This window comes from bacterium (assembly GCA_035549195.1).
Lineage (GTDB): Bacteria > Oederibacteriota > Muellerivitia > Muellerivitales > Muellerivitaceae > DASZRK01.
Genome location: DASZRK010000002.1, coordinates 250,500 through 274,143, shown reverse-complemented (window position 1 = coordinate 274,143; position 23,644 = coordinate 250,500). Strand labels below are relative to the sequence as shown.

General features: G+C 61.9%; 17 protein-coding genes. 8 read left to right on the top strand and 9 right to left on the bottom strand.

Annotation, left to right across the window (positions count from 1 at the left end; translation table 11 throughout):
• Window positions 1-45: 45 nt before the first annotated feature.
• Entirely contained in the window at window positions 46-525 is a 480-nt protein-coding gene (purE, locus tag VHE12_01165) for a 5-(carboxyamino)imidazole ribonucleotide mutase (GenBank protein ID HVZ79390.1), read from the bottom strand.
• Window positions 526-656: 131 nt separating this feature from the next.
• On the opposite strand from purE, the gene VHE12_01160 reads away from it, so the two are divergent.
• Window positions 657-1,361, top strand: coding sequence for a LysE family transporter (locus VHE12_01160; GenBank protein HVZ79389.1), 705 nt, complete (start codon window positions 657-659; stop codon window positions 1,359-1,361).
• Window positions 1,362-1,374: 13 nt separating this feature from the next.
• On the opposite strand, the gene VHE12_01155 is transcribed toward VHE12_01160, so the two are convergent.
• Together VHE12_01155 and VHE12_01150 are read right to left on the bottom strand one after the other, a co-directional pair.
• Entirely contained in the window at window positions 1,375-1,563 is a 189-nt protein-coding gene (locus VHE12_01155) for a CPXCG motif-containing cysteine-rich protein (protein HVZ79388.1), read from the bottom strand.
• A gap of 7 nt (window positions 1,564-1,570) precedes the next feature.
• On the bottom strand, window positions 1,571-2,251 hold the full coding sequence (locus VHE12_01150; GenBank protein HVZ79387.1) for a hypothetical protein: 681 nt from the start codon (window positions 2,249-2,251) through the stop codon (window positions 1,571-1,573).
• Window positions 2,252-2,392: 141 nt separating this feature from the next.
• Between VHE12_01150 and VHE12_01145 the strand changes: the two genes are divergently transcribed.
• On the top strand, window positions 2,393-3,241 hold the full coding sequence (locus VHE12_01145) for an SDR family oxidoreductase (GenBank protein ID HVZ79386.1): 849 nt from the start codon (window positions 2,393-2,395) through the stop codon (window positions 3,239-3,241).
• A complete protein-coding gene (locus tag VHE12_01140; protein HVZ79385.1) occupies window positions 3,238-4,086 on the top strand; it encodes an SDR family oxidoreductase in 849 nt (282 codons plus the stop codon). Before VHE12_01145 ends, VHE12_01140 begins: the two co-directional genes overlap by 4 nt.
• A gap of 113 nt (window positions 4,087-4,199) precedes the next feature.
• Here the strand turns inward: VHE12_01140 and VHE12_01135 are convergent, their stop codons facing one another.
• The 4 genes from VHE12_01135 to VHE12_01120 form a co-directional block, all read right to left on the bottom strand.
• Window positions 4,200-5,780, bottom strand: a complete 1,581-nt coding sequence (locus VHE12_01135) for a glycoside hydrolase family 44 protein (protein HVZ79384.1) — start codon at window positions 5,778-5,780, stop codon at window positions 4,200-4,202.
• Between the two features lie 14 nt (window positions 5,781-5,794).
• The gene (locus VHE12_01130) at window positions 5,795-7,108 is read right to left on the bottom strand and encodes a hypothetical protein (GenBank protein ID HVZ79383.1); all 1,314 of its coding nucleotides are present in this window, start codon (window positions 7,106-7,108) and stop codon (window positions 5,795-5,797) included.
• A 95-nt stretch (window positions 7,109-7,203) separates the two neighbouring features.
• A complete protein-coding gene (locus VHE12_01125; protein ID HVZ79382.1) occupies window positions 7,204-8,517 on the bottom strand; it encodes a hypothetical protein in 1,314 nt (437 codons plus the stop codon).
• Window positions 8,518-8,598: 81 nt separating this feature from the next.
• Window positions 8,599-9,918: a hypothetical protein gene (locus VHE12_01120; protein HVZ79381.1), complete on the bottom strand. Its 1,320-nt coding sequence runs from the start codon at window positions 9,916-9,918 to the stop codon at window positions 8,599-8,601.
• A gap of 153 nt (window positions 9,919-10,071) precedes the next feature.
• On the opposite strand from VHE12_01120, the gene VHE12_01115 reads away from it, so the two are divergent.
• Window positions 10,072-13,362 carry a tetratricopeptide repeat protein gene (locus tag VHE12_01115; GenBank protein ID HVZ79380.1) on the top strand — a complete coding sequence of 1,097 codons (3,291 nt, stop codon included), beginning with the start codon at window positions 10,072-10,074 and terminating at the stop codon, window positions 13,360-13,362.
• A gap of 12 nt (window positions 13,363-13,374) precedes the next feature.
• Here VHE12_01115 and VHE12_01110 read toward each other — a convergent pair whose 3' ends face one another.
• Window positions 13,375-15,759, bottom strand: coding sequence for a hypothetical protein (locus VHE12_01110; GenBank protein HVZ79379.1), 2,385 nt, complete (start codon window positions 15,757-15,759; stop codon window positions 13,375-13,377).
• A 223-nt stretch (window positions 15,760-15,982) separates the two neighbouring features.
• Here VHE12_01110 and VHE12_01105 point away from each other — a divergent pair, with 223 nt between their 5' ends.
• A complete protein-coding gene (locus VHE12_01105; protein ID HVZ79378.1) occupies window positions 15,983-16,873 on the top strand; it encodes an NmrA family NAD(P)-binding protein in 891 nt (296 codons plus the stop codon).
• Here the strand turns inward: VHE12_01105 and VHE12_01100 are convergent.
• The gene (locus tag VHE12_01100; protein ID HVZ79377.1) at window positions 16,858-17,232 is read right to left on the bottom strand and encodes a hypothetical protein; all 375 of its coding nucleotides are present in this window, start codon (window positions 17,230-17,232) and stop codon (window positions 16,858-16,860) included. The two genes, VHE12_01105 and VHE12_01100, sit on opposite strands and share 16 nt — an antisense overlap.
• Between VHE12_01100 and VHE12_01095 the strand changes: the two genes are divergently transcribed.
• The 3 genes from VHE12_01095 (at window position 17,231) to VHE12_01085 (ending at window position 23,632) form a co-directional block, all read left to right on the top strand.
• Window positions 17,231-18,151, top strand: a complete 921-nt coding sequence (locus tag VHE12_01095) for a 6-bladed beta-propeller (protein ID HVZ79376.1) — start codon at window positions 17,231-17,233, stop codon at window positions 18,149-18,151. The two genes, VHE12_01100 and VHE12_01095, sit on opposite strands and share 2 nt — an antisense overlap.
• Before the next feature lie 327 nt (window positions 18,152-18,478).
• On the top strand, window positions 18,479-20,605 hold the full coding sequence (locus VHE12_01090) for a S53 family peptidase (GenBank protein HVZ79375.1): 2,127 nt from the start codon (window positions 18,479-18,481) through the stop codon (window positions 20,603-20,605).
• A 39-nt stretch (window positions 20,606-20,644) separates the two neighbouring features.
• Window positions 20,645-23,632 (top strand): S53 family peptidase, encoded by a 2,988-nt coding sequence (locus VHE12_01085; GenBank protein HVZ79374.1) that lies wholly within the window; start codon window positions 20,645-20,647, stop codon window positions 23,630-23,632.
• Window positions 23,633-23,644: the final 12 nt, after the last annotated feature.

The window sequence follows — 23,644 nt, the reverse complement described above, 5'->3', positions numbered from 1 at the left end:
GGCGGGACCTGCCCGCCCGGACCTTCATGCCTCCGTGGCCGGTTCTTACGACAATTTTTCCTGCAGGATCTTGGCGGCCTGTTCGGCGCGGAAATCCTTGAGCTTCTTGTTCAGGGCGGGATCCTTGAGGCCCAGGATGGCGATGGCCAGCAAGGCGGCATTGACGGCGCCGGCCTTTCCCACCGCCAGCGTGCCCACCGGGATGCCGCCCGGCATCTGGGCGGTGGAAAGGAGCGAATCGAGCCCCAAAAGCTTGCTTTCCATGGGGACCCCGAGCACGGGAAGGACGGTGTGGGCCGCGCAGACGCCCGCCAGGTGGGCGGCGCCGCCGGCGGCCGCGATGACGACCTGCACGCCCCGGCCCTCGGCCCCGGAGATGTATTCGGAGGTCTCCTTGGGAGTGCGGTGGGCGGAAAGGACGCGGCATTCGTGCTCCACCCCGAATTGCTTGAGGGTATCGGAGGCGTTCTTCATCACGTCCCAGTCGGACTTGCTTCCCATCAGGATGTTCACCAATTGCGCCATGGAGGTCTCCTTCGCGGTTTTGGGCGTCTTGAGTGCGGAAAGAATAGCAAATTTGAAAATAAATTGAAGCGGTCCCGGAGCGAAACCACAAAATTGATGGGCCGTCCCGGCCTTCCTGGTAGAATGGCCCCATGCCCCACGAAACCTTCCAGCTTTTCTATGCGGCCATCACCCAAGGCCTCATCATCGGTTTCTGCACCGCGGCCCTGATCGGCCCCATCAACTTCCTGGCGGTGCGCCGGGGGATCATGGGCGGCTTCCAGGAGACCTTCAAGGTGGGCGCCGGGGCGGCCCTGGTGGACGCGGCCTTTGCTTATATGGTTTTTGTGGGTATTTCGACCAATGGAGTGGTGGGGGCCCTGAAATTCGTCGTTTGGGGCCTCAGCGCGGTCTTCCTGCTCTACCTGGCCTATTCGGCGGTCAGCGAGATCCGGGACAATCCGGAGGCCATGGGGAACCCCAGGCTGGCCAAGCAGACCCAATGGATGGAGCATTCCTTCGCGATGGGGTTCCTTTTGGCGGCCTCCAATCCCTTCACCCTCATCTATTGGGTGGGGATGGTGGGGACCTTAAGGCTCTCCGAATACGGGGGGGTGGACAATATCGAGAGGCTGGGCGGGTCGGCGACTTCGTTCTTCTCGGCGGTGCTGGTCAGCGAACTGGTCTGGTTCTCCTGCCTGGGGATGGGGGTCCATTACAGCCGGAACCTCTTCAACCGCCGGGCCCTTCGGATCATCACCTGGATCTGCGGCGCCCTGCTGCTCTTCTATTACCTTTTCATGGCCGGCAAGGTGGTCATGAACCTCATCCACACCGGCGGCGCGCCGGCGGCCTAAGGTCCACCGCGCCTCAATCCTGCTCCCGCTCCACGTCGAACTCCTCCACCTCGCCCCGGACCACCCGCGCGCTCAAAGCGATCGGCCGACAGCAATTCTCGCAGTCCGTGGTCCATTGCTGGTGGCCGGAAATGGGGTCGATGGGGGAAAAGTTGGGGTAACCGCAATAGGGGCAGTCGAACTCGACCGTGGGGCCCGCCATAGGACGGTCAGTCGGCGCCGGGGAGCAGGAAGTTATTGTCCCGGGGCTTCAAGCGGGGTTCGCCCTCGAAGAACTTGTTGAAATTGACCACATCCAGTTGGTCCAGGGGGGTGGGGTCCTCGGCCATCATCTTGCCGTCCTTCCAGGTGCGCTCCGAGTTCTCGACCTTGAACTTCTCCTCGTTGTCCTTGTCCAGCACGGTCATCTTGCCGGCGATGAACTTCACGTCCAGGGCCGCGGCGGAAGGATCATAGACCAGGATGCAACGGGTGTCGTTGATGGAGGTCACCTCGCCGCCGGTGTTGATCTCGAAGAAACTCTGGCGGGAATCCCGGCCGTTGACCTTGAAGAGCATGGTGCCTTTTTGGAGCAGGAAACGGACCTGGCGGTCAGGCCCTTCGATATAGAACTCGTCCACCACGGCCACCGTATTGCCGTCCAGACCGATGCGGTCCCCGTTATGGGTCTTGAGGATCACCCAGCCCTGGTCATAGACCGTGAGCACGTCCCCTTTGTTCACCACGCTGGTGGTGCCCAGGGCGTAGGGTTTGGAGCCGTCCGCGGGCTGGTCCATGATGGTCCCACCGAGCCGGTCGATGGTCATTTCGTTGAAGGGTTTGGCGCAGAGGCAGGCGGGAACGGCCCAAAGAACGACCAGGATCCGGCCTAAAAAGGTTTGAAGGCGCATGGGAACTCCCGCGAGGTAATGAGAAAGGCTCCAGGAACGGACTTATCCTAGTCCTAAGTTCCGTTCCCGGCAAAGCGGATTTTCCCGGCGGCCCGGGCCCGTTTTTGGATAATAGAGCGCCTTCCACTCCCAAGAGGTCCCATGGCCCCATCTGTCGCCCTTGTCACCGGTTGTTCCACCGGCATTGGTTATGAGACCGCCTTGGGGCTCGCCCGCCAAGGCCACCAGGTCTTCGCCACCATGCGGGACCTGAAGAAGGCCGTTCCCCTCCGGGCGGCCGCCAAGGGGTTGCGCTTGGAGATCCTGCCCCTGGACGTGGACCGGACCGTTTCGGTCCGGAAAGCGGTAGGACGGATCCTTCGAAAGACCGGACGTATCGACATCCTGGTGAACAACGCGGGCTGGGGCGCCTTCGGCGCCCTGGAGGAGTTCACCGACGCCGAGATCCGGGCCCAGTTCGAGACCAATGTCTTCGGCCTGCTCCGGGTCACCCAGGCGGTGCTTCCGGCCATGCGGGCCCAAGGCGGGGGGAAGATCCTCCAGATCGGGTCCCTGGCGGGCCGGATGACCTTCGCGGGGATCGGCCTCTATTGCGCCAGCAAGCACGCGGTGGAGGGCGTTACCGAGAGCCTCCGCCTGGAGGTGCGGCCCTTCGGCGTCCAGGTCGCGGTGCTGGAGCCCGGAACGATCCGCACCCCTTTCAAGGCCAACCGCCGAAAGGCCCTGGCCTTTCGTGAGGAGCGTTCCCTTTACCAGCGCACCTTGGAGGGCATCCTTTGGTTCGGGGACCATCCTCCCGCTTCGGCCCCGGGTCCCGAGGTCGTGGCCCGGGAAGCGGTCCGCATCCTTTCGAAAGAACGATTGGCCATCCGTTACCGGGTCGGACGGGACGCGGTCTGGTATCCCCGCCTGCGCTGGTTCCTGCCGGATTTCGTCTTCGACCAAATCCTTCGGAAGCGTTACGAGGGATTCAGGAGGGCCAACCCATGAGCCCATCTTCCGTGGCCCTCATCACCGGCGCCAATTCGGGTTTCGGTCTGGCCACCGCCGAGTCCCTCGCGCGCCGGGGTTGGCGGGTCTATGCCGGCTACCGCAACCCGCGCCGGGCCGGAGCCCTCTGGAGCCTGGCCCGGACCCTTCCTGTTTTCCCCATCGTGATGGACGTGGATCGGACGCCCTCGGTCGAAAAGGGAGTGCGGCAGATCCTTAAAAAAGAGGGCCGTATCGACTTCCTGTTGAACAACGCCGGTTTCGTCATGGCGGGCTGTTGGGAGGACCTTTCGGAGAAGGATATCCGGGCCCAGTTCGAGACCAACGTCTTCGGCATCCTGCGTGTGGCCAGGGCGGTCGTTCCCGTCATGCGCCGGCAAGGCGGCGGGCGCATCCTGAACGTGGGCAGCATCTCGGCCTTCATCGGGACACCCCTGATCGGGGCCTATGCCGCCAGCAAGTTCGCGGTGAATTCCCTCACCGAGGCCATGCGGATGGAACTCAGGGAATGGGGCGTCCAGGTGGCGGAACTGAACCCGGGTGAGATCCGGACCCAGGTCGTGGCCAATGCCCGCATGGGCCAATGGGTGAAAAACCCGAAGTCCGCCTACCGGGGGATCACGGAACGGTCGGAGCGGTGGCAGAGGGAGCGCTTCATCCATGCGGCGCCGGTGGAGCTCTTCACCCGCACGGTCCTCCAGGCCCTGTCCCACCGCACGATGAAGCGGCGCTATCTGGTGAAGTTCGAGGACCGGGTGGCCTACACGATGCGCTGGCTCCTGCCCGACGCCCTTTGGGAATGGGGCCTGACACGGATGTTCACCTGGAGCCGATGGCCGAAGTAGTTCTATTGAAAGGACCCTCGTCGAAAGGGTGGGAGGAGAGGCGACTTGTGTTCTCCCAGGCACCCTCATCCCGCCCTTCTCCCCTTAAGGGAGAAGGGGAGATCCAAGAAATCTCAATTCGAATGGCACACGAAGATCGTGGCCGACAAAGGCGGCAAGGAATAGTCGAAGTGGTCCTTGTCCACGTGGCCCTGCTTCACCAACTTGATCTCGGGTGAGTCCTTCCCGAAGGAATAGGCCTCATAGGAGCCGTAAGTCTCCTTGCCCTGGAACCGGAATTTCCCATGGAGGGGATCCTTCTGGCTCTTGTTCAAGGCCACCACCCAGAGGGTGCCCGGGGCCTTGGGGTCGGTGGACGCGTAGCAGGAGCTCAAGGCCACGTCCTCGGTGGCGGAGGACACGAAGGTGTCCCCGAAAGTGCCGTCCTTCCCGTCGTAATTGCGGTAGAGCTGGAAGGCCGCCTTGTTGTAGCTCTTCAGGTCCCCCCAATAGCAGGCCAGGTAGACCCCGTATTTGGCGAAGATGCCCAGTACGTCCGCCTGGGCCAGCCCGCCCGATACGTTATCGCCCGCCCCGTAATCGTATTCACTGAAACAGAGCTTGGTGCCGGGTGCGTATTTCTCGATCTTCTCTTTCACCCAGGGGATGAGCTGAATAGCCTTGCCCCCCGTGGACCATTGGGTGATCCAGCTTTTCTCCACGTAACCCGGGTCCCAGAGGCTGCGGGGTGCCTGGAGCCGGGCCTCGATGGAATCGGGCGAAATGTCGTTCTCGGTGATCCGCTTGCCGCCGCCCTGGGCTTCCGGATACCAGTGCAAATCCAGGCCATGGACCAGGGTCTTGTGATAGGCCACCTGCATCCGGTGGATGGCGTCCAGGTAGAAATCCAGGTAGGTGGGGAACTGTTTCTTCATGGTCTCGTCCTTGCTCTCGGGGGCGTCCTGGAGGCTGATGAACTCGTTCCATCCGTAGCAGACCGCTCCCAGGATGACGGCGGAAGGGTCCACCCGCAGGATGTTCTCGGCGGCATCCTCGGTCTTGTTGCGCATCTCCCAGTAGGAGACCTTCTTGGGGTGGAGCCGGGGATGGGTGGAGGCCCAGATGCCAGGTTCGTTGTCCAGGTCGTAGAAACGCACCCCGCCCGCATCGGCCTTCTTGAACTTGGTGGTCAGGAAATCGACGAACTCGTCCTCATAGACCACGCCGTCCTCGGGGTTGGGGTCCAGGGTATAGGCGCCCTTCTTATGGAACTCGACCTTCTTCCAGCGCTTGCTGGGGGCGGTCTCGGTATCGCTGACCTCGCCCGACTTGTCCGCCGCCACATAGCCCGCCATGGGGATGGTCATGAGGGTGTCCATGCCGAACTTCTGGCCCTGCTCCACGAACTGGGCGGCCATGGAGCCGGGCTTGTCGCAATCCTTGAACCCCAGGTTCTGGGCGCACATCCAGTCGTCGCTTGTCTGGTGCCAGTCGCTGCCCGCGTTGGAGGCGTTGTTCTCCCAGTTGTAGCCCGTCATGCGGTTGCCGCCCAGGCGGCGGACGGTGGTGTGGGTGTCCTGGGGGTCCTTGTCGTTGATGCCGTAGATGTAGGGGCTGATCGGTCCCACCACTTCATCGGGCATGATGAGGAAGTGGACGTCGGCGGCGAAAGCCGCCGGGACCAGCATCCAAAGGACCATGAGTTTCTTGATCATTCCGACCTCCCGATCTAGTTGTGACTGCCCGGCCTGCGTTCGCCCAAGAGATGATAGTCCTTCGTCCCGATGGCCTTCACCACTTTCTCCCGGTCCACATAGAGGGATTGGGTCTTGCCCATGTGCACCATCCATCCGGCCTGGAAGAGGATGTTCACCCCCAGGCAGGCGACGGCCAGGACCCGCCACCACTTCCGACGGGCGAGGCCGGCCCAGAGGGTGAGGGAAAAGGCCATGAGCAGGGGCATGAGGATATAGAGGATATGGGCCATGGGGTCTTTTGAAGTGAACCAAAAGCTTGCCCAAAAAAGAAGGAGCGCGAAAAGGGTTGTCCCGATCATGGTGCGGGTCCGGGTGTCCTTGTCCCGATGGAGCCAGGACAGAACGAGGAGGCTCAAGGGCTGCAGCCAGCCCATGAGGATGAGGAAGAGGCCGAAGGGCCAAAGCCACGGGGAGGTCTTGAAGAAATCCAGGTGATGGACGGCGCCGGGCTCCAGGAGGAACCGCAGGGTCTCCTGGCTGGGCATGGAAAGGAAGCGCGCCAGAACGGTGAAGAAAGAGAGGAAGTTCGTGAGATTGAAGGCACTGGCCAGGTGGAAGCCGCTTGTGCCCTGGCCCCAACCGAACTTCAGGTAAGTGGGGACCAGCAGGAGGACGCAGGGCAAGGCACCGGCCGCCGAAGCCGCCAGGTCCCCACCCAACCCCTTTTTCTTTTTGAGGAACCGGGCGACCCAGGCCACGAGGAGGAAGGGGGGTAGGAGCACCCAGGATTGGTGGAACTGCATGTCCCAGAAGATCCCGAAGCCCATGAGGGCAAAACTGAGCCAAGAGGGAAAGAGGCCCATCGAAAGAGCGGGAAAGGCCTCAAGGAATCCCAGGAAGAAAAGTCCGCTTCCGATCAAAAGATAAGAAGGGTTGATGGGGTTGGCGGACTCCTGCAGGTTCCAAGGCAGGAGGGCGATCCAAACGAAGAGGAACCAAGAGGGTACCTGGGGAAGCCGTTCGGAAAGGTACCAAGCCCAGACCGCCAGGATGCCGGTGGTCAGCAGGTTCAGGAAAAGAAAGGGGGCTTCCGGGATGGGGAGCAGATGAAGGGGCCCGCCGATGAGGAGCGCCTCCAGGGGTCCGGGGATCTGGGAATAGAAACCCGTCTCGGTGACGATCAGGTCCGGCCCGAAATAGGGCCAGCCGCCTTCGCAATACCATTTCAAGCCGATGAGATAGGTCTGGAGCTCGTCGGGTGAGAAGAAGGCGTGGCAGAGCCCGAAAAGGGTCCTGAAAGCGAACAGGGCCAGGAACAATAAGATGAACTTGAGCTGATCGGACAATTTGAACCCCGAATTTTGGATTTTTAATTCCGAACGTTTTGATCCGTCGAAAGATCCGTCGATTCAAAATTAAGAACTGATAATTAAAAATCGCCTTAGTAGAGGCTTCCGGCCCGGCGTTCGCCCATCAGGCGGTAGTCCTTTTCCTGGAGGGCCTTGGCCACCTTCTCCCGTTGGGGATAGATGGAGCACTGGGGGGCCAATTGCAGGGCGTAGACCACCTGGAAGAAAAGCCCCAGGGCGAGGAAGACCTTGGCGGTCGTCCTCCAGCGGCCGTCCCCCGCGAAGAGGGCCCAGACATAACAGGAGTAGAACATGATAAAGGGGAAGAGCACGAAATAGATGTGGGCGATGGGTAGTTTGACCGTGAACCAGAAACTGACCTCCACCATCAGCCACAGCATGAGGAGGAGCCATTTGATCTTTGCCCATCCGGGCGCCGGATGATCTTTTTTGAACCAAAGCACCAAAAGGGCGACGGCTTGGAGGATCCCCGCGATCCATAGGACGGCACCGGGAACCAGCAGTAAGGGGTGGCCCAGAAGGAAATCGTATCTTTCGTGATTGGTCTGTCCGATGAAACGGGGCATTTCGAAGGAGACCAGGGACAGGAACCGGGCCAGGATGGTGGTGAACTCCCCGACGTTGGACCAGTTGAAGGGGACGGCGAAACCCGAGGCGACATTGGTGGCCCCCAGGCCGAACTTGAGATAAGTGGGGATGACCAGCCCCAAGGGCGGCAGGGCCCCCAAAGAGAAAAAACCCAACCCGGCCGCACCCCTTTCCTTGCGCCACTGGTCAAAAAAGGAGAAGGCCACGAGAGGGAGCAGATAAACATAGGAAAAGTGGAACTGCATGATCCAAAAGATCGAAAGACCCATGGCCGCGTTGGCCCAGGGGGCGGGAAGCTGGTCCGATGAGAAGGTGGGGGTCGCCTCCAGGAAACCGATGAAGAAGAGGGTGGAGGGAAGGAAGACATAGGAAGGGTTCAGGACGGTCGTGGCCTCGTGCAGGCTCCAGGGAGCGATGGCGATCCAGAGGCAGAGCCAGGGGTAGGAAAGGGCCGGGAGCCGCCGGTGGATATAGGCGGCCAGGAGAAGGACGGCGGCGGTGGACATGAGGTTCAGGAAGAGGAAGGGCGCTTCGGGGATGGGCAATAGGTGGAAAGGCACGCCCACCAGCAGGCCTTCCAGGGCGCCGGGGATCTGGCTGTGAAAACCGTTCTCGATCCCGTTCACGTCGGGCCCGAACCAGGGCCAGGTCCCGGTCGTGTAGCTCTTCAAACCGATCAAATAGGTCTGGAGCTGGTCCACCTCGAACCACCGCGCCTGTAGGAGCCCGAATCCCGTGCGCAGGACGAAAAGGCTCAGGAACAGGAGAAAATTTTTCTGGTTCGAGGACAAAGACAATCCTTGATTTTTATTTAAAACCATTTAACCACGAATCAAATCCTCGAATTCAAAATTAAGAATTGAGAATTAGAAATCGCCTCAATAGAGGCTCCCTGGACGGCGTTCGCCCATCAAATGATAGTTCTTATGGTCGATGGCTTGGGCCACCTGTTCCCTTTTGGGGTAGATGGAATATTGGGGCTCGAAGACCGGGGCATAGAGCAGATGGAAAAAGAGGCTGAAGACCACCAGGGTCCCGGCCAGGATCCGCCAGGGCTTTCGGTCCGCCACGAAGGAAAAACACTGGGCGGCGTAAAAGGCCACGAAGGGAAGCAGGATGAAGTAGATATGGGAAAAGGGCTTCTTGATGGTGAACCAGAAACTGACCTCCACCATCAAGAGCACCGCCAGGATCAGCCATTTCGCGGCCCTCCATTGGGGACGCCCCTCGTCCTTGAGGAACCAGCAACCCAACAAGAGGAAAGGCTGGACCACTCCTGCCACCCAGAGGCAGGCGCCGGGAACGAGCAGGAGTGGATGACCCGTGAGGAAGTCCACGCGGGCCGCTCTGTTCAGTCCCAGGAACCGGGGCATCTCATAGCAGGCCAGGGACAGGAACCGGGCCAGGATGGTCCCGAAGGCCCGAACATTGTCCCAGTTGAAGGAGGCGGCGAAACCGCCGGCCACGTTATTGGTCCCCAAACCGTACCTTATATAAGTGGGAAGCACCAGGGCGAGGGGCGGCAAGGCCCCCAGGACGAACCAACGAAGGACGGTGAAGTCGCGAAAGCGCCCCATTTGTGCCAGGATCGCGAAAAGGGCCAGGGGGCCCAGGTAAACATAGGAGAAATGGAACTGCATGGCGGTGAAGAGCCCGAACCCCATGAACGCATTGGCCCATGGTTTGGAAAGCCAGTGGAGGGAGAAAAAGGGGGTCGCTTCCATGAAGCCGACGAAGAAGATCGCGCCAGGGAAGAGCACAAAGGCGGGGTTGATCAGGTTGGTCCCCTCATGGAGGGTCCAGGGGAGGGAAGCCAGCCAAAGGGCCAGCCAAGCCATGGATAAGGAAGGGAGCCTCCTGTGGAAATAGGCGGCCAGAAGCAGGAGGCCGGCGCTGTTGAGGAGGTTCAGCAGGACGAAGGGCGCTTCCGGGATGGGCAACAGATGGAAGGGCAGGCCGATCAAGAGGCCCTCGAGCGGACCGGGGATCTGGCTTTGGAAGGCCGGGTTCTCCTCCCCGTTCACGTCGGGCCCGAAATAGGGCCATTCACCGGTCGAGTAGTATTTCAGGCCAATGAGGTAGGTCTGGATATAGTCCGGTTCCCCCCACTTGGCCTGCCAGAGGCCGAAGAAAAGCCGGAAAGAAAAGATCAAGGCAAAGAGGGCCAGGAGGGGGATGGAGCGCCGGAAGCGGGACAAGAGGACCTCGAGAGGGAAGGATGGATCGCGCCGCGTTCTTGGCGATTCTATCAAAAGGGCGGGGGTCACGGCCGCAATTCGGCGGTGAGCCGGGGATGGGGGAGAGGTCTATAATAAGAACGTCCGGTCCATCCTTGCCCCAAAGGGCCTCCCGTGATCTTCCTCTTCATCGAGATCGACCATCCGGCCTTGGACCGCGAGGAGGACGCCCTCGCGGTGGACCATGTCCGTGCCTCCCAATATTTCCGGATCGAGGAACTCCTTTTCGCCCAGGGCGTCCACTGGATGAAGCGCACTCCCCGCGGCATGCTGTCCCTCTTCGACAAGGGGGATCCCTGTAAGGCGGCCCTGGTCCTGATGAAGGAGTTCGGTTCCTTCGAATGGGACCGGTTCGGCAAGGCCCGCCTGAAGATGGCGATCCACTCGGGCGAAGTGGACGAGGTGGGGCAGGAACGCGTGGGCCCCGACATGATCCACGCCCAAAAGGTGCTGGAGGCCGCCCCGCCGGGCATGATCCTCTTCACGGTCCCCGCCGTCCATTTCGTCCCCCTGCCACCCGGCGCCCGCCTGCAGGACATGGGCGTCCATTTCCTCAAGGACCTGAGCGAGCCCGGCAACCTCTACGCCCTCCTGCATCCCGACCTGGAAGGGACGGGGCTGGCCGCGCCCCGGTCCCTCAAGAACCATCCCCAGAATTTCAACCCCCAGGCCTCCCCCTTCTTCGGGCGGGAGCAGGCCATGGGGGAGATCATGACCTCCCTTCGGGACCCGGCGGTCCGCCTGGTGACCCTGCTGGGTCCGGGCGGTTTCGGGAAGACCCGCTTGGCCCTGCAGACGGCGGCGGAAATGATCGAGGATTTCGAGGACGGGGTCTTCGTCGTCCACCTGGCACCGCTCCTTTCCGACGACCTGATCGTGGGGGCCATCGCTTCCACCATCAAGTTCCTCTTCTACGGGGCGGAGGATCCCAAGTCCCAGCTCCTGAACCACCTGAAGGACAAGCAGATGCTGCTGGTCATGGACAACTTCGAACACCTCATCGAGGGGACCGACCTGGTGGAGGACATCCTGAAGGCCGCCCCCCGGGTGAAGGTCATGGTCACCTCCCGCGAAAATCTGAAGCTGGAGGGCGAGAAGGTGCTGGACGTCAAGGGCCTGCGATACCCGGGCGACGACCATGGGACCACCTTCGAGGGCTCGCCGGCGGTCCAGCTCTTCCTGCGCAGCGCCAAGCGGCTGGTGCCCCATTTCAAGCTGGAACCGGCCGACCGCCCGGCGGTGACCCGCATCTGCGCCCTTTTGGAGGGCATGCCCTTGGGGCTGGAACTTTCCGCCACCTGGGTGGCGACGCTCCCCTTGGACGAGATCGCCTCCAAGATCGAGACCAGCCGGGACTTCCTGGCCACCACCATGCCTCATTTGCCCGCCCGGCACCGGTCGCTCCGGGCGGTCTTCGAGTATTCCTGGATCCTGCTGACCGAGCCCCAGAAGAAGGTCCTGCGCTCCATCTCGGTCTTCAAGGGCAGTTTCAGCGAGCAGGCCGCCCGTAAGATCGGCGGGGCCACCGAGACCCTCCTTCTTTATCTCACCCACAAGACCCTGCTGCGGGTGCTGCCCAATGGACGGTTCGAGATCCATGAGCTGCTCAAATATTACGCCAAGGAAAAGCTTTTCGACGACCCGACGGAGAAGGACCGGGTCTTCGCGGCCCACGCCCAGTATTTCTCCCGGTTCACCGCCAAGAAGGCCGAGGAACTCTATGGAGCCGGCCAACGCCGGGCCTTGGAGGACCTGACCCTGGAGATCGGGAACATCCGGGAAGCCTGGCGTCGGGTGGTGGCCCTGGGGCTGGAGGAGGAGATGGAAGGCTTCGTCCAGGGGCTTTTCCACTATTTCGAGGTGAAGGGACTTTTCCGGGAGGCTGTGGAATCCTTCCAGGGTGCCGCGGAAAAACTCGAGGAAAAATTCCCGGACCCCGCCAAGGCCCCCCGCAAGGTCCTGGCGCTCCTGGCCTGGATCCGGTCCATGGCGGCCTTCTTCCAGAACGCGGTGGGCCAGGGGGAAAAAGCCCGAAAGACCTTCGCCGGATGCCTGGACCTCCTGCCCCCCGCGGGCTTCCACCGCGAAGCGGGTTTCTGCCACGCGGGCTATGGGGTGGCATTGGAATGGCACGGGGACATGGCGGGGGCCAAACGGCATTATGAAAAGGCCCTGGCGTCCTTCCAAAAGGCCAGGGACCGCTGGGGGATGGTCTGGAACCTGAACAACCTGGGGCACATCGAGAACCGCTTGAAGCGGCCGGACAAGGCCACGGCCCATCTCCAGAAGGCCTTGTCCTACGCGCTGGCCGACAAGGACCACCGGGCCAAGGCCTATGCCCACAACCTGATGGGCGACCTGGCGCACGACCGGGGCCGCTTCGAGGAGGCCAGACGGAACTACCAGCACGGCCTGACCACCTACCTGGAGATCGGGGAGCGCCGGGGCATCGCCTGGTCCTTCACCAGCCTGGGACAGGAGTCGCTCTTCCTGGGCGATTTCGCCGGGGCCCGGCAGATGGTCCTGGAGGGCCTCTCCATCTTCCGGGACCTGGGCGACACCCGGGCCGTGGGCTGGTGCCTTTGCCTCCTGGCCCAGGTGGCCTGGTCGCTGGGGGATTACCTGGGCGCGGACCGCTTCCTGGAGGAATCCCTCCAGCATTACCGGGAGGCCCAGGACCACCTGGGTGAATCCTGGGTCCTGGATTGGACCGGCAATATCCGCCTGGACGAGGGGCAAACCGCCGAGGCCGAGGCCCTCTTCCGGAATGCTTTCGAGAAGGCGGGGGGCGAAAAGGCCGTGGACACCTCCAAGGCCTGGCATCACTACCATCAAGGGCTCATCCATCTGTCCCAAGGCCGGCGTCCCCAGGCCCGGGGTGAAATGGAGAAGGCCCTGGCCCTTTTCACGCGGTTGGAGGATCCCACCGGTCTGGACAACGCCGGGCTCCACCTGGCCCGCCTCTATTGTCTCGAAGGGGCGCCGGACAAGGGCTTGCCCATCCTGAGGCGTGTGCTGGAGACCGCCTTGCGGTCGGGCTTGGTCCCGGTCCTGGCCGAGGCCCTGACGGTGATGGCCCGCTATGAGAAGGCGAAGGGCAAGGACACCCAGGCCCTGGCCTTCCTGCTGATGACCTTGCACCATCCCGCCTGCCGGCAGGCCACCAAGGACGGGGCGAAGGATTTCTACCGGGAGACCGAGGCCTTGTTCCCGGCCGACGAGGTGCAGGGGGCGCTGCGCTGGGCCAAGGGTTCGCGGTTGGAGGTCGTGGTGGCCGATTGGCTCCATTCCCATGAGGCGGTCGCGGCCCATGCGGGAAGGAAAAAGACGGCCCATCGGACGGGAAAAAAGGGGACCGCCTCCCCTAAAAGAGGGAAGGCGAAGAAAAAGAAGGGTAAGAAGTGACCGGGAGCGGGGTCAGCGAAGGATGAGCACCCGCTTCATCTTGACCGCGAAGGGCTCCCGTAGCAGGAGGATGTAGATGCCGCTGGCGCAGTCGTCGCCGTATTTGTTCTTCCCGTCCCATTCATAGGATTCGCTCAAGGGCTGGTTCACGGTCTTCGAATCCAGCGTCCGGATGTGCTCCCCCGCACTGTTGTAGATCCTCAAGGAATAATCCCCCGGGAATTTCGAGTAACCGACATAAATGGAGACCGGTCCGTCGTTCTTCGGGTCGAAGGCGTTCTTCGACACGTAGAAAATGTCCACCTCGGGGATGGGGGTGGGTGTGATGGTCGGGGTGTTCGTGGGGGTCCCGGTGGGGCTGGGGGTGGGCGTGACCGTCGGGGTCGGGGTGATGGTGGGAGTGGGGGTGTTGGTCGGGGTGCTGGTGATGCAGCCGCTGTTGATGGCGAGGGTCACGGAATTCGACAGCACCATGGAGGCCGCGCCGCCGCCCATGATGGCGGCCTGGTTGGCGAAGGTGCCGCAAGTGACGACCGCCGAAAGGGTGACGGCCCCGGTCAGGTTGTAGGTGGTGACGGGGTGGGCGCCGCCCAGGTCCCATTCCAGGAAATTGCCCGCCTGAAGGCTGGGGGCGTTGGGGGTGGAGCCCACGAAGACCAGCCCGGCCGGGAGGGTGTCCCAAAGGGTGGGGTCCGCCACCGGGGAAGGTCCGTAGAGCTTCAGGTTGGAATAATCATCGGTGGAGGCGGAGCCGTCCGCCTGCCAACCCATCCGGTAGGAACCGCCGTTGATGGCCGTGCAGGGCAGGGGTGAGCTATCGGTCCAATTGATGCTCCAGGTGGCGGGTTCGGCGGACCCCTTGGGCCAGAGCTTGCCTTGGAAGGTCAGGGAACCGCCCGAGTAGGTCACCAGGACCTTGACCGTGTACCAGACCCCGCTGGTGATGGTGAGCCCCAGGGCCGCGTTGTTGGCCTGGGCAGGGAAGGTGACGCTGCTGGTCCCGGACACGTTCTTCTGGATATAGAAATTCGCCGGACCCGCGTCCAGGGACATGCCCGCCATGTAGGCGTCGTTGACGCCAGGGGCCGAGATGTTGTCGGCCAGCACCAGGGTGGCGTCGGCGCCGGGGGCCGAGGAAGCCGGGATCATCATGTCCCCCTCCACCATGAAGTTGTTGCAAAGGTTCACGGCGGGGCCGTTTCGAAGCAGGGTGGGGTAATTTCCGACCGTGACCGACGAATTGCAGGTGTTCTGGGCGCAGGCCTGGACATAGCTGTTGCCCTGGGCGTCATGTTGGACGGTGAAACCGCCGATGCCCCCGGTATTGGTGTAGGTGTAGCCGGTCCCGTCGAAGCCCAGGATGGACCCGTTGGCCGTGCCCACGGTGTTGTTGGCGAAGGTGTCGCAATCCTGCAGGCTTTCCCCGCTCACCTGGTAGTTCAAGGTATAGGTCACGGTGTTGCCGTTGTTGAGGGTGGCGGCGTTCTCGCTTTTCAGGAGCGTGAAGCCCCCCACTCCCACGTTGACCTGGGCGGTATTGGAAGGAACGGTACCGGCGCTGGCGGAGGAGGCGGAGGCGGTGTTGGAGATCACGGTGCCGGCCGGGGTGCCCGCATTGACCTGGGTGAGGAACCAGACCTCGCCGGTGACGGGGGCCAAGGTGGAGGGTAAGACCCAAGTGATCGTGGAACCGCTCAAGGTGCCGCCGGGACTGATGGCGCCCGAGGCGGCGGCCAGGGCGGTGTTCGCCGGGATGGTATCGGTGATCGTGACGGGTCCGGTGTTCACGTAGGTGTAGTCCAGCCGGAAGAGCACCAGGTCGCCCGGGTTGGCGGTGCTGCCGTCGGCGATCTTGACCAAATTAATGGAGGGCGGGGGATAGGGCACCGTCAGGGTGGTGTTCACGTTGGGATAGGCGGTCCCGTTACAGCCGATGTAGAAATCGTTCTCTTCCACGATCAAGTGGTAGGTGCCGGCACCCAGGGTGAGCGGGATGGTCACGGCCCAGACCTGGGTGACGGGACAAGCGGCGGTGCCGCCCACGGCCACCCCGGTCCAACCGCCCCCGGAGTCGTTGGTGTCGTTGGTGGAGGAATTGACCGAATAGCTCCCGCTGGGGGTGGTGGAGGAATCGACCAGCAGGGTCTGGTTGGCGGCGGGGCAGGATTGCAGGGTCGTGGAGGAGGGATTCAGCCCCACGAAGAAATGCGGGGTTTTGAAGGTCCCTTCGCAATAGACCACGGTCACACCCACCGTACTGCCGGGAGAAGGATTGCTGTTGGAGATCGCCAGGCTGTTGAAGGTGACCTGGGCCCGGGCGAGGGAAGGGAGGACCAAGAGTCCCAGGCAAAGAAAGGGGAGCTTGGAACGTTTTAATTTGTTAACGGAAAGGACCATTCGTTTCCCCAAGATCAAGATCCGAAATCAAACGTGAAACCGTCCGGACGCAGTGAACCCGTTCAATGAACGGGCAAAGGACACCGCAGGGGATTATCGCACGCCGTCCCGCCGTCCCTCAACCGAAAGCGGGTTACTAAGGGGAAACGGTTTAATCCAAGGCCCGCTTGAAAGGCTTTTCCGGGGGATCGATAGTGCTTCCACTCGAACCTAAGGAGGGCGTATGTCCCAAAAGACCTTCACCATCATGGGCGCTACCGGCCATATCGGCCATGTCCTATCCGAAGAACTCCTGAAGAAGGGCCATCAGGTCCGGGCCCTGGGACGGGACCCGGAAAAGCTCTCCCGGTTGAAGGCCAAGGGCGCCGAGACGCTTTCGCCTTCCTTCGGGGACGCCAAGGCCCTGGGCGCGGCCTTCCAGGGAAGCGACGGGGTGTTCCTGTTGATCCCGCCTTCCTATGGGGAGCCGGATTTCTCCGCTTATCAGATCGCCACCGGCGAGGCCATCGCGGCCGCCGTCAAGATTTCAGGCGTCAAGAACGCCGTGAACCTGAGCTCCATCGGGGCCGACAAACCCAAGGGCAACGGACCGATCGGGAACCTCCACCGGATGGAAAAGAACTTGGAATCCATCGCGGGCCTGAACGTGGTCCATTTGCGCGCCGCTTATTTCATGGAGAACCTTTTCTACGCTTTGCCCGTCCTCAAGGGGATGGGGGTCGTGGGAACGCCGTTGCGTGCGGACCTGAAGATCCCCATGGTGGCCACCCGGGACCTGGGGGTGGTGAGCGCCCAAAGATTGTCCGCTTTGGACTTCCAAGGCGCCGAAGTGCTCGAATACGGGGGACCGGAGGACGTGACCATGACCCAAGCCACCGCGCTCATCGGGGAGGCTATCGGCAAACCCGGCCTGCCCTATGTGCAGTTCCCTTATGAGGACGCCAAACAAGGGATGATCGGGGCGGGCATGACGCCCCAGATGGCCGGGCTCATGATCGAGATGAACCAAGCTTTCAATGAGGGGCGTTTGGAACCGACCCGGACCCTGGGCCGGGGAACGACCCATTTGAAGGAATTCCTGTCGGGTTTCGCGGCGGCCTACCGGGCCAAGTAAGCCTGGGTCAAAATAAACATGGCACTTTGATAAGATGCTCTGGATGACCGGGTGATCCTTATCGAAGTTGGTGCTATGAAAAAGTCCTTAAATTTGTTCTTTCTTGGGTTCTTGGGCCTATTCCTTTCCTGGTCATGCGTGGAAAACAAACCGCCTGCATCTCCTCCCGCCCCGACGGTCACCCGGACGAATACGCCCATACCAACTTCCAGTCCGACCGACTCACCCACCCAAACCCCATCGGAAACCCCGACGAACACCCCGACCGCCACAGCTACTTTTACCATCTCCCCTACATTCACGGAGACGGATAGTTTCACGCCAACAAGTTCTTTGACATCTTCATTCACACCGACCATGACCTCCACTGCGACCTGGACCGGAACCCCGACCTATACGTCAACACCAGTTCTCACGCATATCACCCATTGGACGGTTCCACTTCCTGAAGCGATCGCTATCGATCCCACAAACAACAATGTCTTTGTGGGCCAATCCCTTGGGACTACGATCGGATCTCTATTTGGGACCACATTGGGTATTTACACATCTGCGGGGATACCGGTTACTTCTTATGCGGCATCGAGCAGCCAGATGGGACAAATTGGACGGATTGCCGGCATCGCGATTGATCAGTTAGGAAATATCTTCATCGTGGACAACAATGAAAACAGGGTCATGGTTTTCGACCAAAACATGAATTTCATTTATCAAATTGGATCCAGTTCTCCGGTTACGGGTGGGGGTCCCGGCGAGTTTTCACATCCGTACGGGATTGTCTTGGATAACAATGGGTCCGCAGGTGCTTCGATCTATGTCACGGATCCCGGAAACAGTCGTGTCCAAAAATTCACTCATTCCGGCACCTATATAACACAGATCTTTCCGGGGAATATCGGATCAATCGCTGTTGATGGAAATAACGATGTGTATGTATCGGCAAACCCTCCTTCTCAAATTTCTAAATTCGATGCAAATGGCAATCCACTAACATTTTTATATGCTCCGGAATTGGCTGTGCCGATGAGTTTGGATCCGGCTTATCGCGGTATGGCGATTGATCCATCTGGGAACATTTACATAGCGGGCGGTAACTACACATATACGCGGGCTTGCCTTAGGGAATTCAATGATTCTTGGATCTTTTTGGGTGACACAACTGCGTCGGGTGATCCTTCGGGGAGTCTGGCACTCCCGAACCAAGTTGCTATCGATGGAATGGGGAGGATTTATCTTACGGATACTGCGAACAATTCCATTGAAGTTTATTCCCCGTAATGCTTATTGGAAGTGATTTCATGGGAATGCCCGAGTGGAGATTTTTGGTCACGGGTCGAATCGTATTAATCAATGAAGGGCCGGAAACGGAGACGGACAATGCGACCAACTTCGGCACAGGATCACTCTCGAAGAGTTGGATAGTTTGGGAAACTTTTTGGGGGATGTGGTCCGGTCGGCAATTCCGATAGGCGTAGCGATGAATGGTCCTAATGCGATTTATGTTTCGGTTTTTTTCAAATTATGTGGCAATGTATAGCCAATAAGCGACAGGTCCTAATGGGTCTATAGCGTGGCTTGGCCGGTCGATGATATAGTTTTTATCCCATGAGCAAGAACCGAACGCCCGTCCTTCTCCTTTCCGCCCTTCTTTTATCAGGTGGATGGACCGTTTCCTGGGCCGCTCCACATGCCATTCCCGGCCACCGGACTTTTTCCCCCTCGTCCCATCTTTGGTTGGGCCGTCACGCCCCGGCCGCCCGCATGAGGCTTTCCGTCAGCCTGCCCTTGCGGGATCCGGCGGGCCTGGAGAACTTCCTCAAGGCCGTCTACGACCCCCACAACCCCCTCTATCAGCATTTCCTCACGCCCCAGGAATTGGCCGACCGGTTCGGTCCGACCGCGGCCCAGTACCAGGCCCTCCAGGACCAACTGCGGCTCCGGGGTTTCCGCGTGACCGGGACCTATTCCAACCGCTTGATGGTGGAATTCGAGGGGGATACGGACCGGGTGGAGAAGAACTTCGGGGTGAGGATCAACGATTTCCGCCGCGCCGACGGCACGGTCTTCTATGGGCCCGACCAGGACCCGTCCACGGACGGCCTGGGTCCGGTGGTGCATATAGGCGGCCTGGACGACGCGGTCAGGCCCCGTCCCCGCTTGAAAAGGATCCCCCGGAGCGTGGGCCTCCCGGTCCCCCGGGTGGGAGGGTCCGGTCCTGGCGGGGATTTCATCGGCAGCGACTACCGCAATGCCTACGCGCCAGGCGTGACACTGACCGGCGCGGGCCAAAACCTGGCCCTGGTGGAGTTCTCCACCTACAACGTCGGTAATCCCGCGACCTACGCGGCGGAATGCTCCCCGCCCATCAGCGTTCCCGTCTCGAACATTTACTTGAATGGGCTCAGTTCGGCGTCCACGGTGGATTGTTCGGGCAATGGAGGTGAAGTGGAGGTCAACCTGGACATCGACGTGGCCATCTCCATGGCGCCGGGACTTTCCAAGCTGTACGTCTATATGGGAACTTCGACCCTGACGGTCCTGAACCGGATCCAATCCGACAACAACAGCCGTCAGATCAGTTGTTCTTGGGGATGGTCCTTGTCCAGTTCCGAAAGGACCGCGGAGAACACGGTCCTGGCTTTATTCGCCGCCCAAGGCCAATCCTATTTCCTGGCCTCCGGGGATGGGAGCTCGACGGATGGTACCGGCGCCTTCACGACCGATCCGCCCTATGGAGATACTTCTTTGGCCAATGACAGCGAGGTCACCCAGACCCTGGTGGGGGCCACCCGGCTCTTCATGAACAGCCCGGGCGTGTCCTGGTCTTCGGAGGTACCGGTGCCCACGCAGGCCACATGGCAATCCACAGGAGGCATCCTGGCGGGCAGCAACGTGGGGGATTCGATCCCGTCCTACCAGACCGGGATCGACATGAGCACCAACTTCGGGTCCACCACTTACCGGAACGTTCCCGATGTATCCATGGTCGGTCTGGGCTGCCACGTCTATGACTGCTCCTATGGGGACGATACGGTCGGCGGCACCAGCGCTTCGGCGCCCCTCTGGGCGGCCTTCATGGCCCTGGTCAACCAACAGGCGGCGGTATCGGGCAAGGGTTCGGTGGGTTTCGCGAACCCCAGCCTTTATTCCATCGGCAAGGGGGCCAACTACACGACCGACTTCAACGACATCACCACCGGGGACAACGGCAGCCCCACCCAATTCCCGGCCGTCACGGGCTACGACCTGGCCACGGGCTGGGGTTCCCCGAAGGGTCAAGCCTTGATCGACGACCTGGTGGCGGTCCTTCCCACCGTGACGCCGACCGCCACCTCAACGCACACCGGGACCCCGACGAGGACACCGACCAGCACCCATACCCCCACCATCACCCCCACTCCGACCGATACCGCGACGCCCACCATCACGCCCACGCCGGGGCCGGCCTTCGTGGTCCAAGCCTGGCCCAATTTCACCGATGGGACGCAGACCATCCACTTCAAGGTCAACCTGCTCACGGCCCGGACACTCACCCTTTCCCTTTACGCCCTTTCGGGGGAGAGCTTTTACGCGGTGAAAGTGCCGGGACACCTCGGGTGGAACGATATCCCTTGGCCGGTCAAAAACCAGCAAGGAGATCCTGTCGCCAGCGGCATCTACCTTTATTATGTGCAGGCCGGGGACGGCTCCTCCGGCCAGAAAGCCGTTGGAAAGGTCCTGGTGCGCCATTGAGGACCGGCGGGGGCTGAAATCCCCGTTCAGGAAAGGTCCATGTTCCGAATCCCCCTGTCGCGCCCGCTCCGGGTCTTTCTCGCGGCCCTTTGTCTCCTGGCAGCGCCCGCTTTCGCAGGTCCCTGGCGGACCCTCACGGGTCACCGGACCTTCAACCCGGGCGACCGGCTTTGGAAAGGTCGCCATCCGTTTTCCGCTCCCCTCCATCTGACCCTTTCGCTGCCTTTGCGTCACGAAGCGGAACTCCAAGGATTGCTCCTGGCGCTCTACGATCCCGCCAGTCCCCTTTACCGTCGTTTCCTCACCCCCCAGGAATTCGCCGACCGCTTCGGGACCCCGCCGGACGAGTATGAAGCCCTCGAGCGAAAGGCCAGGGCGGAAGGGCTCAAGATCACCGGTACCTTCGCCAATCGCCTGGCCCTGTCGGTCGAAGGCCCCAGCGTCACGGTGGAACGCGTCTTCCGGGTCCAACTCAACGACTTTCAACGGCAAGACAGGAGCCTTTTCTACGGGCCCGACCGGGACCCTTCCCTGGACTGGAACCAGCCGGTCGCTGCGGTGGCCGGGTTGGACGATGCGGAACGGCCCCATCCCCGCTTCCGGCGCAATGAATCCTCCCAGGCCCGAACGGCGCCGGGCGGCACGGTCCCGCGGGCCGGGGGTTCGGGCCCGGTGGTGGCGGGGACCAGCACCTTCCTGGGGACCGATTTCCGCAACGCTTACGCGCCGGGCGTGACCCTCACCGGGGCGGGACAGTCCCTCGCCCTCGTCGAGTTCGGCGTTTATGACGCCAGCGATATCGCCCAGTACGAATCCAAGTGCACGCCGGTGCTGAGCGTCCCCCTCGTCAACGTCTACCTGGACAGCCTGTCGGCCGCCAGTACGGTGGACTGCAACCTGGCCATCGAGGTGGACCTGGACATCGAGGTGGCCATGGCCATGGCGCCCGGCCTGGACCAGATGGTGGTCTATATGGGGGACTCGACGACCAATGTCCTCAATCGGATCGCCTCGGACAATACCAGCCGCCAGATCAGCTGTTCCTGGGGATGGCGGTTGTCGACCTCGGACCGGACGACCCAGAACGCCATCCTGGCGGAGTTCGCCGCCCAGGGACAGTCCTATTTCCTGGCCTCGGGGGACGGGAAGTCCACCAATCCTAATAAAGGGATCGGAGCCTTTACGTCCGATCCGCCCTACGGGGACCGGTTCCTGGACAATGATGACCTGACCCTCCAGACCACCGTGGGGGCGACCGATCTTTCCATGACAGGGACCGGAGCCGCTTGGTCCGGTGAGGTCCCCGTGGGGATCGTCAACGGCTGGCAGTCCACAGGGGGCATCCTGCAAGGGACCCGGGTGGGGGATAATCAGGCAACCTACGCCAGCTACCAGGCGGGCATCGACATGAGCGCGAACAAGGGCTCCACGGTCTACCGGAACATCCCGGACGTCTCCATGGCGGGCTTGAACTGCTATGTCCGTGATTGCGGGGTCGATGACAATGTGGGCGGGACCAGCGCGGCGGCGCCCCTTTGGGGGGCCTTCATGGCCTTGGTCAACCAGCAGGCCCTCCTGCAGGGGAAGGGGACCGTGGGTTTCGCCAACCTCGCCCTCTATACCATCGGAAAGGGCGCCAGCTACACCACGGATTTCCACGATGTCACCACGGGCAACAACGGGAGCGCCACCCAATTCCCGGCCGTGACGGGCTATGACCTGGCGACGGGTTGGGGTTCTCCCAAGGGCCAGCCCCTGATCGACGACCTGGTGGCCTTGGCCCCCACCCTGACCCCCACGCCGACCCGGACCGCCACCCGGACGCCCACCTCCACCCCGACGAATAGCGCGACCGCCTCGGCGACCAGGACCGCCAGCTGGACCTCGACGAATTCCGCCACCCCGACGGCCAGCCGGACCCCGACCGAAACCCCCTCCCGAACCACCACGTCCACCCCGACGGATTCGGCCACTCCCACCGCTACCATGACCGCGACCTCCACGGCCAGTGATACCGCGACCCGAACGGCGACGTCGACCGCGACGAGGACCGCTACTTCGACGGCGACCTCCAGTGCGACCTCGACGGCCACGGACAGCGCCACATCGACCGCGACGGATACAGGGACGAATACCCCGACCCGGACCACCACGTCCACCCCGACCGATTCGGCCTCCCCCACCGCTACCATGACCGCGACCTCCACGGCCAGTGACACCGCGACCCGAACGGCGACGTCGACCGCGACGAGGACCGCAACTTCGACGGTGACCTCCAGCGCGACCTCGACGGCCACGGACAGCGCCACATCGACCGCCACTCTCACGGCCACCGATTCGCCCACCTGGACCCCCACGGCGACCGATACCGCGACCCGAACTGCGACGTTGACCGCAACGAGGACCGCTACTTCGACGGCAACGTCCACGCCCACGGATACGGGAACGGATACCGCCACCCGTACGACCACCTCCACCCCGACGGCTACGACGACGGCCTCGGCGACGTCCACCCCGACCTTGAGCCCCACTGGAACCCTGACCGATACGGATACCCCGACGGATTCGCCCACGCCGACCTCTTCGATGACCCCAAGCGCGACAGCCTCGCGGACCCCGACCAGTTCATGGACGGCAAGCTGGACAGCGTCCTCCACGCCCAGTTTTTCCCCGACCCCGACCGCCTCCTGGACCTCGACGCCCAGCCCGACCATCACCGTGACCCCGACTCCCTTGCCCCATTTCTTGGTCCGTGCCGAGCCCAACGTGAGCGTGGGGGGCGCCGTGGTCCAATTCCGTGTGGAATTGCCCGGGAGCGGGACGATCATCCTTTGTATCTACGACGTGGCGGGGGAATGTGTTTTTGCGAAGAAGGTCCCGGGGTCCGCAGGGACGAATTTCATTCCCTGGGCTCCCCAGGACCAGCAGGGGGATCCCTTAGCGAGCGGCCTCTATATTTATTACGTTCAGGTCGGAAATGGGCAGGGCGAGGAGAAAGCCCTGGGCAAACTGCTGGTGCGGCGCTAGGAGCGCCGACGC

What these genes read in the sequence shown, in the direction of transcription:
- purE (HVZ79390.1), bottom strand. Translation starts at nt 525, where the DNA reads ATGGCGCAATTGGTGAACATCCTGATGGGAAGCAAGTCCGACTGGGAC.
- VHE12_01160 (HVZ79389.1), top strand. Translation starts at nt 657, where the DNA reads ATGCCCCACGAAACCTTCCAGCTTTTCTATGCGGCCATCACCCAAGGC.
- VHE12_01155 (HVZ79388.1), bottom strand. Translation starts at nt 1,563, where the DNA reads ATGGCGGGCCCCACGGTCGAGTTCGACTGCCCCTATTGCGGTTACCCC.
- VHE12_01150 (HVZ79387.1), bottom strand. Translation starts at nt 2,251, where the DNA reads ATGCGCCTTCAAACCTTTTTAGGCCGGATCCTGGTCGTTCTTTGGGCC.
- VHE12_01145 (HVZ79386.1), top strand. Translation starts at nt 2,393, where the DNA reads ATGGCCCCATCTGTCGCCCTTGTCACCGGTTGTTCCACCGGCATTGGT.
- VHE12_01140 (HVZ79385.1), top strand. Translation starts at nt 3,238, where the DNA reads ATGAGCCCATCTTCCGTGGCCCTCATCACCGGCGCCAATTCGGGTTTC.
- VHE12_01135 (HVZ79384.1), bottom strand. Translation starts at nt 5,780, where the DNA reads ATGATCAAGAAACTCATGGTCCTTTGGATGCTGGTCCCGGCGGCTTTC.
- VHE12_01110 (HVZ79379.1), bottom strand. Translation starts at nt 15,759, where the DNA reads ATGGTCCTTTCCGTTAACAAATTAAAACGTTCCAAGCTCCCCTTTCTT.
- VHE12_01105 (HVZ79378.1), top strand. Translation starts at nt 15,983, where the DNA reads ATGTCCCAAAAGACCTTCACCATCATGGGCGCTACCGGCCATATCGGC.
- VHE12_01095 (HVZ79376.1), top strand. Translation starts at nt 17,231, where the DNA reads ATGACCTCCACTGCGACCTGGACCGGAACCCCGACCTATACGTCAACA.
- VHE12_01100 (HVZ79377.1), bottom strand. Translation starts at nt 17,232, where the DNA reads ATGGTCGGTGTGAATGAAGATGTCAAAGAACTTGTTGGCGTGAAACTA.
- VHE12_01090 (HVZ79375.1), top strand. Translation starts at nt 18,479, where the DNA reads ATGAGCAAGAACCGAACGCCCGTCCTTCTCCTTTCCGCCCTTCTTTTA.
- VHE12_01085 (HVZ79374.1), top strand. Translation starts at nt 20,645, where the DNA reads ATGTTCCGAATCCCCCTGTCGCGCCCGCTCCGGGTCTTTCTCGCGGCC.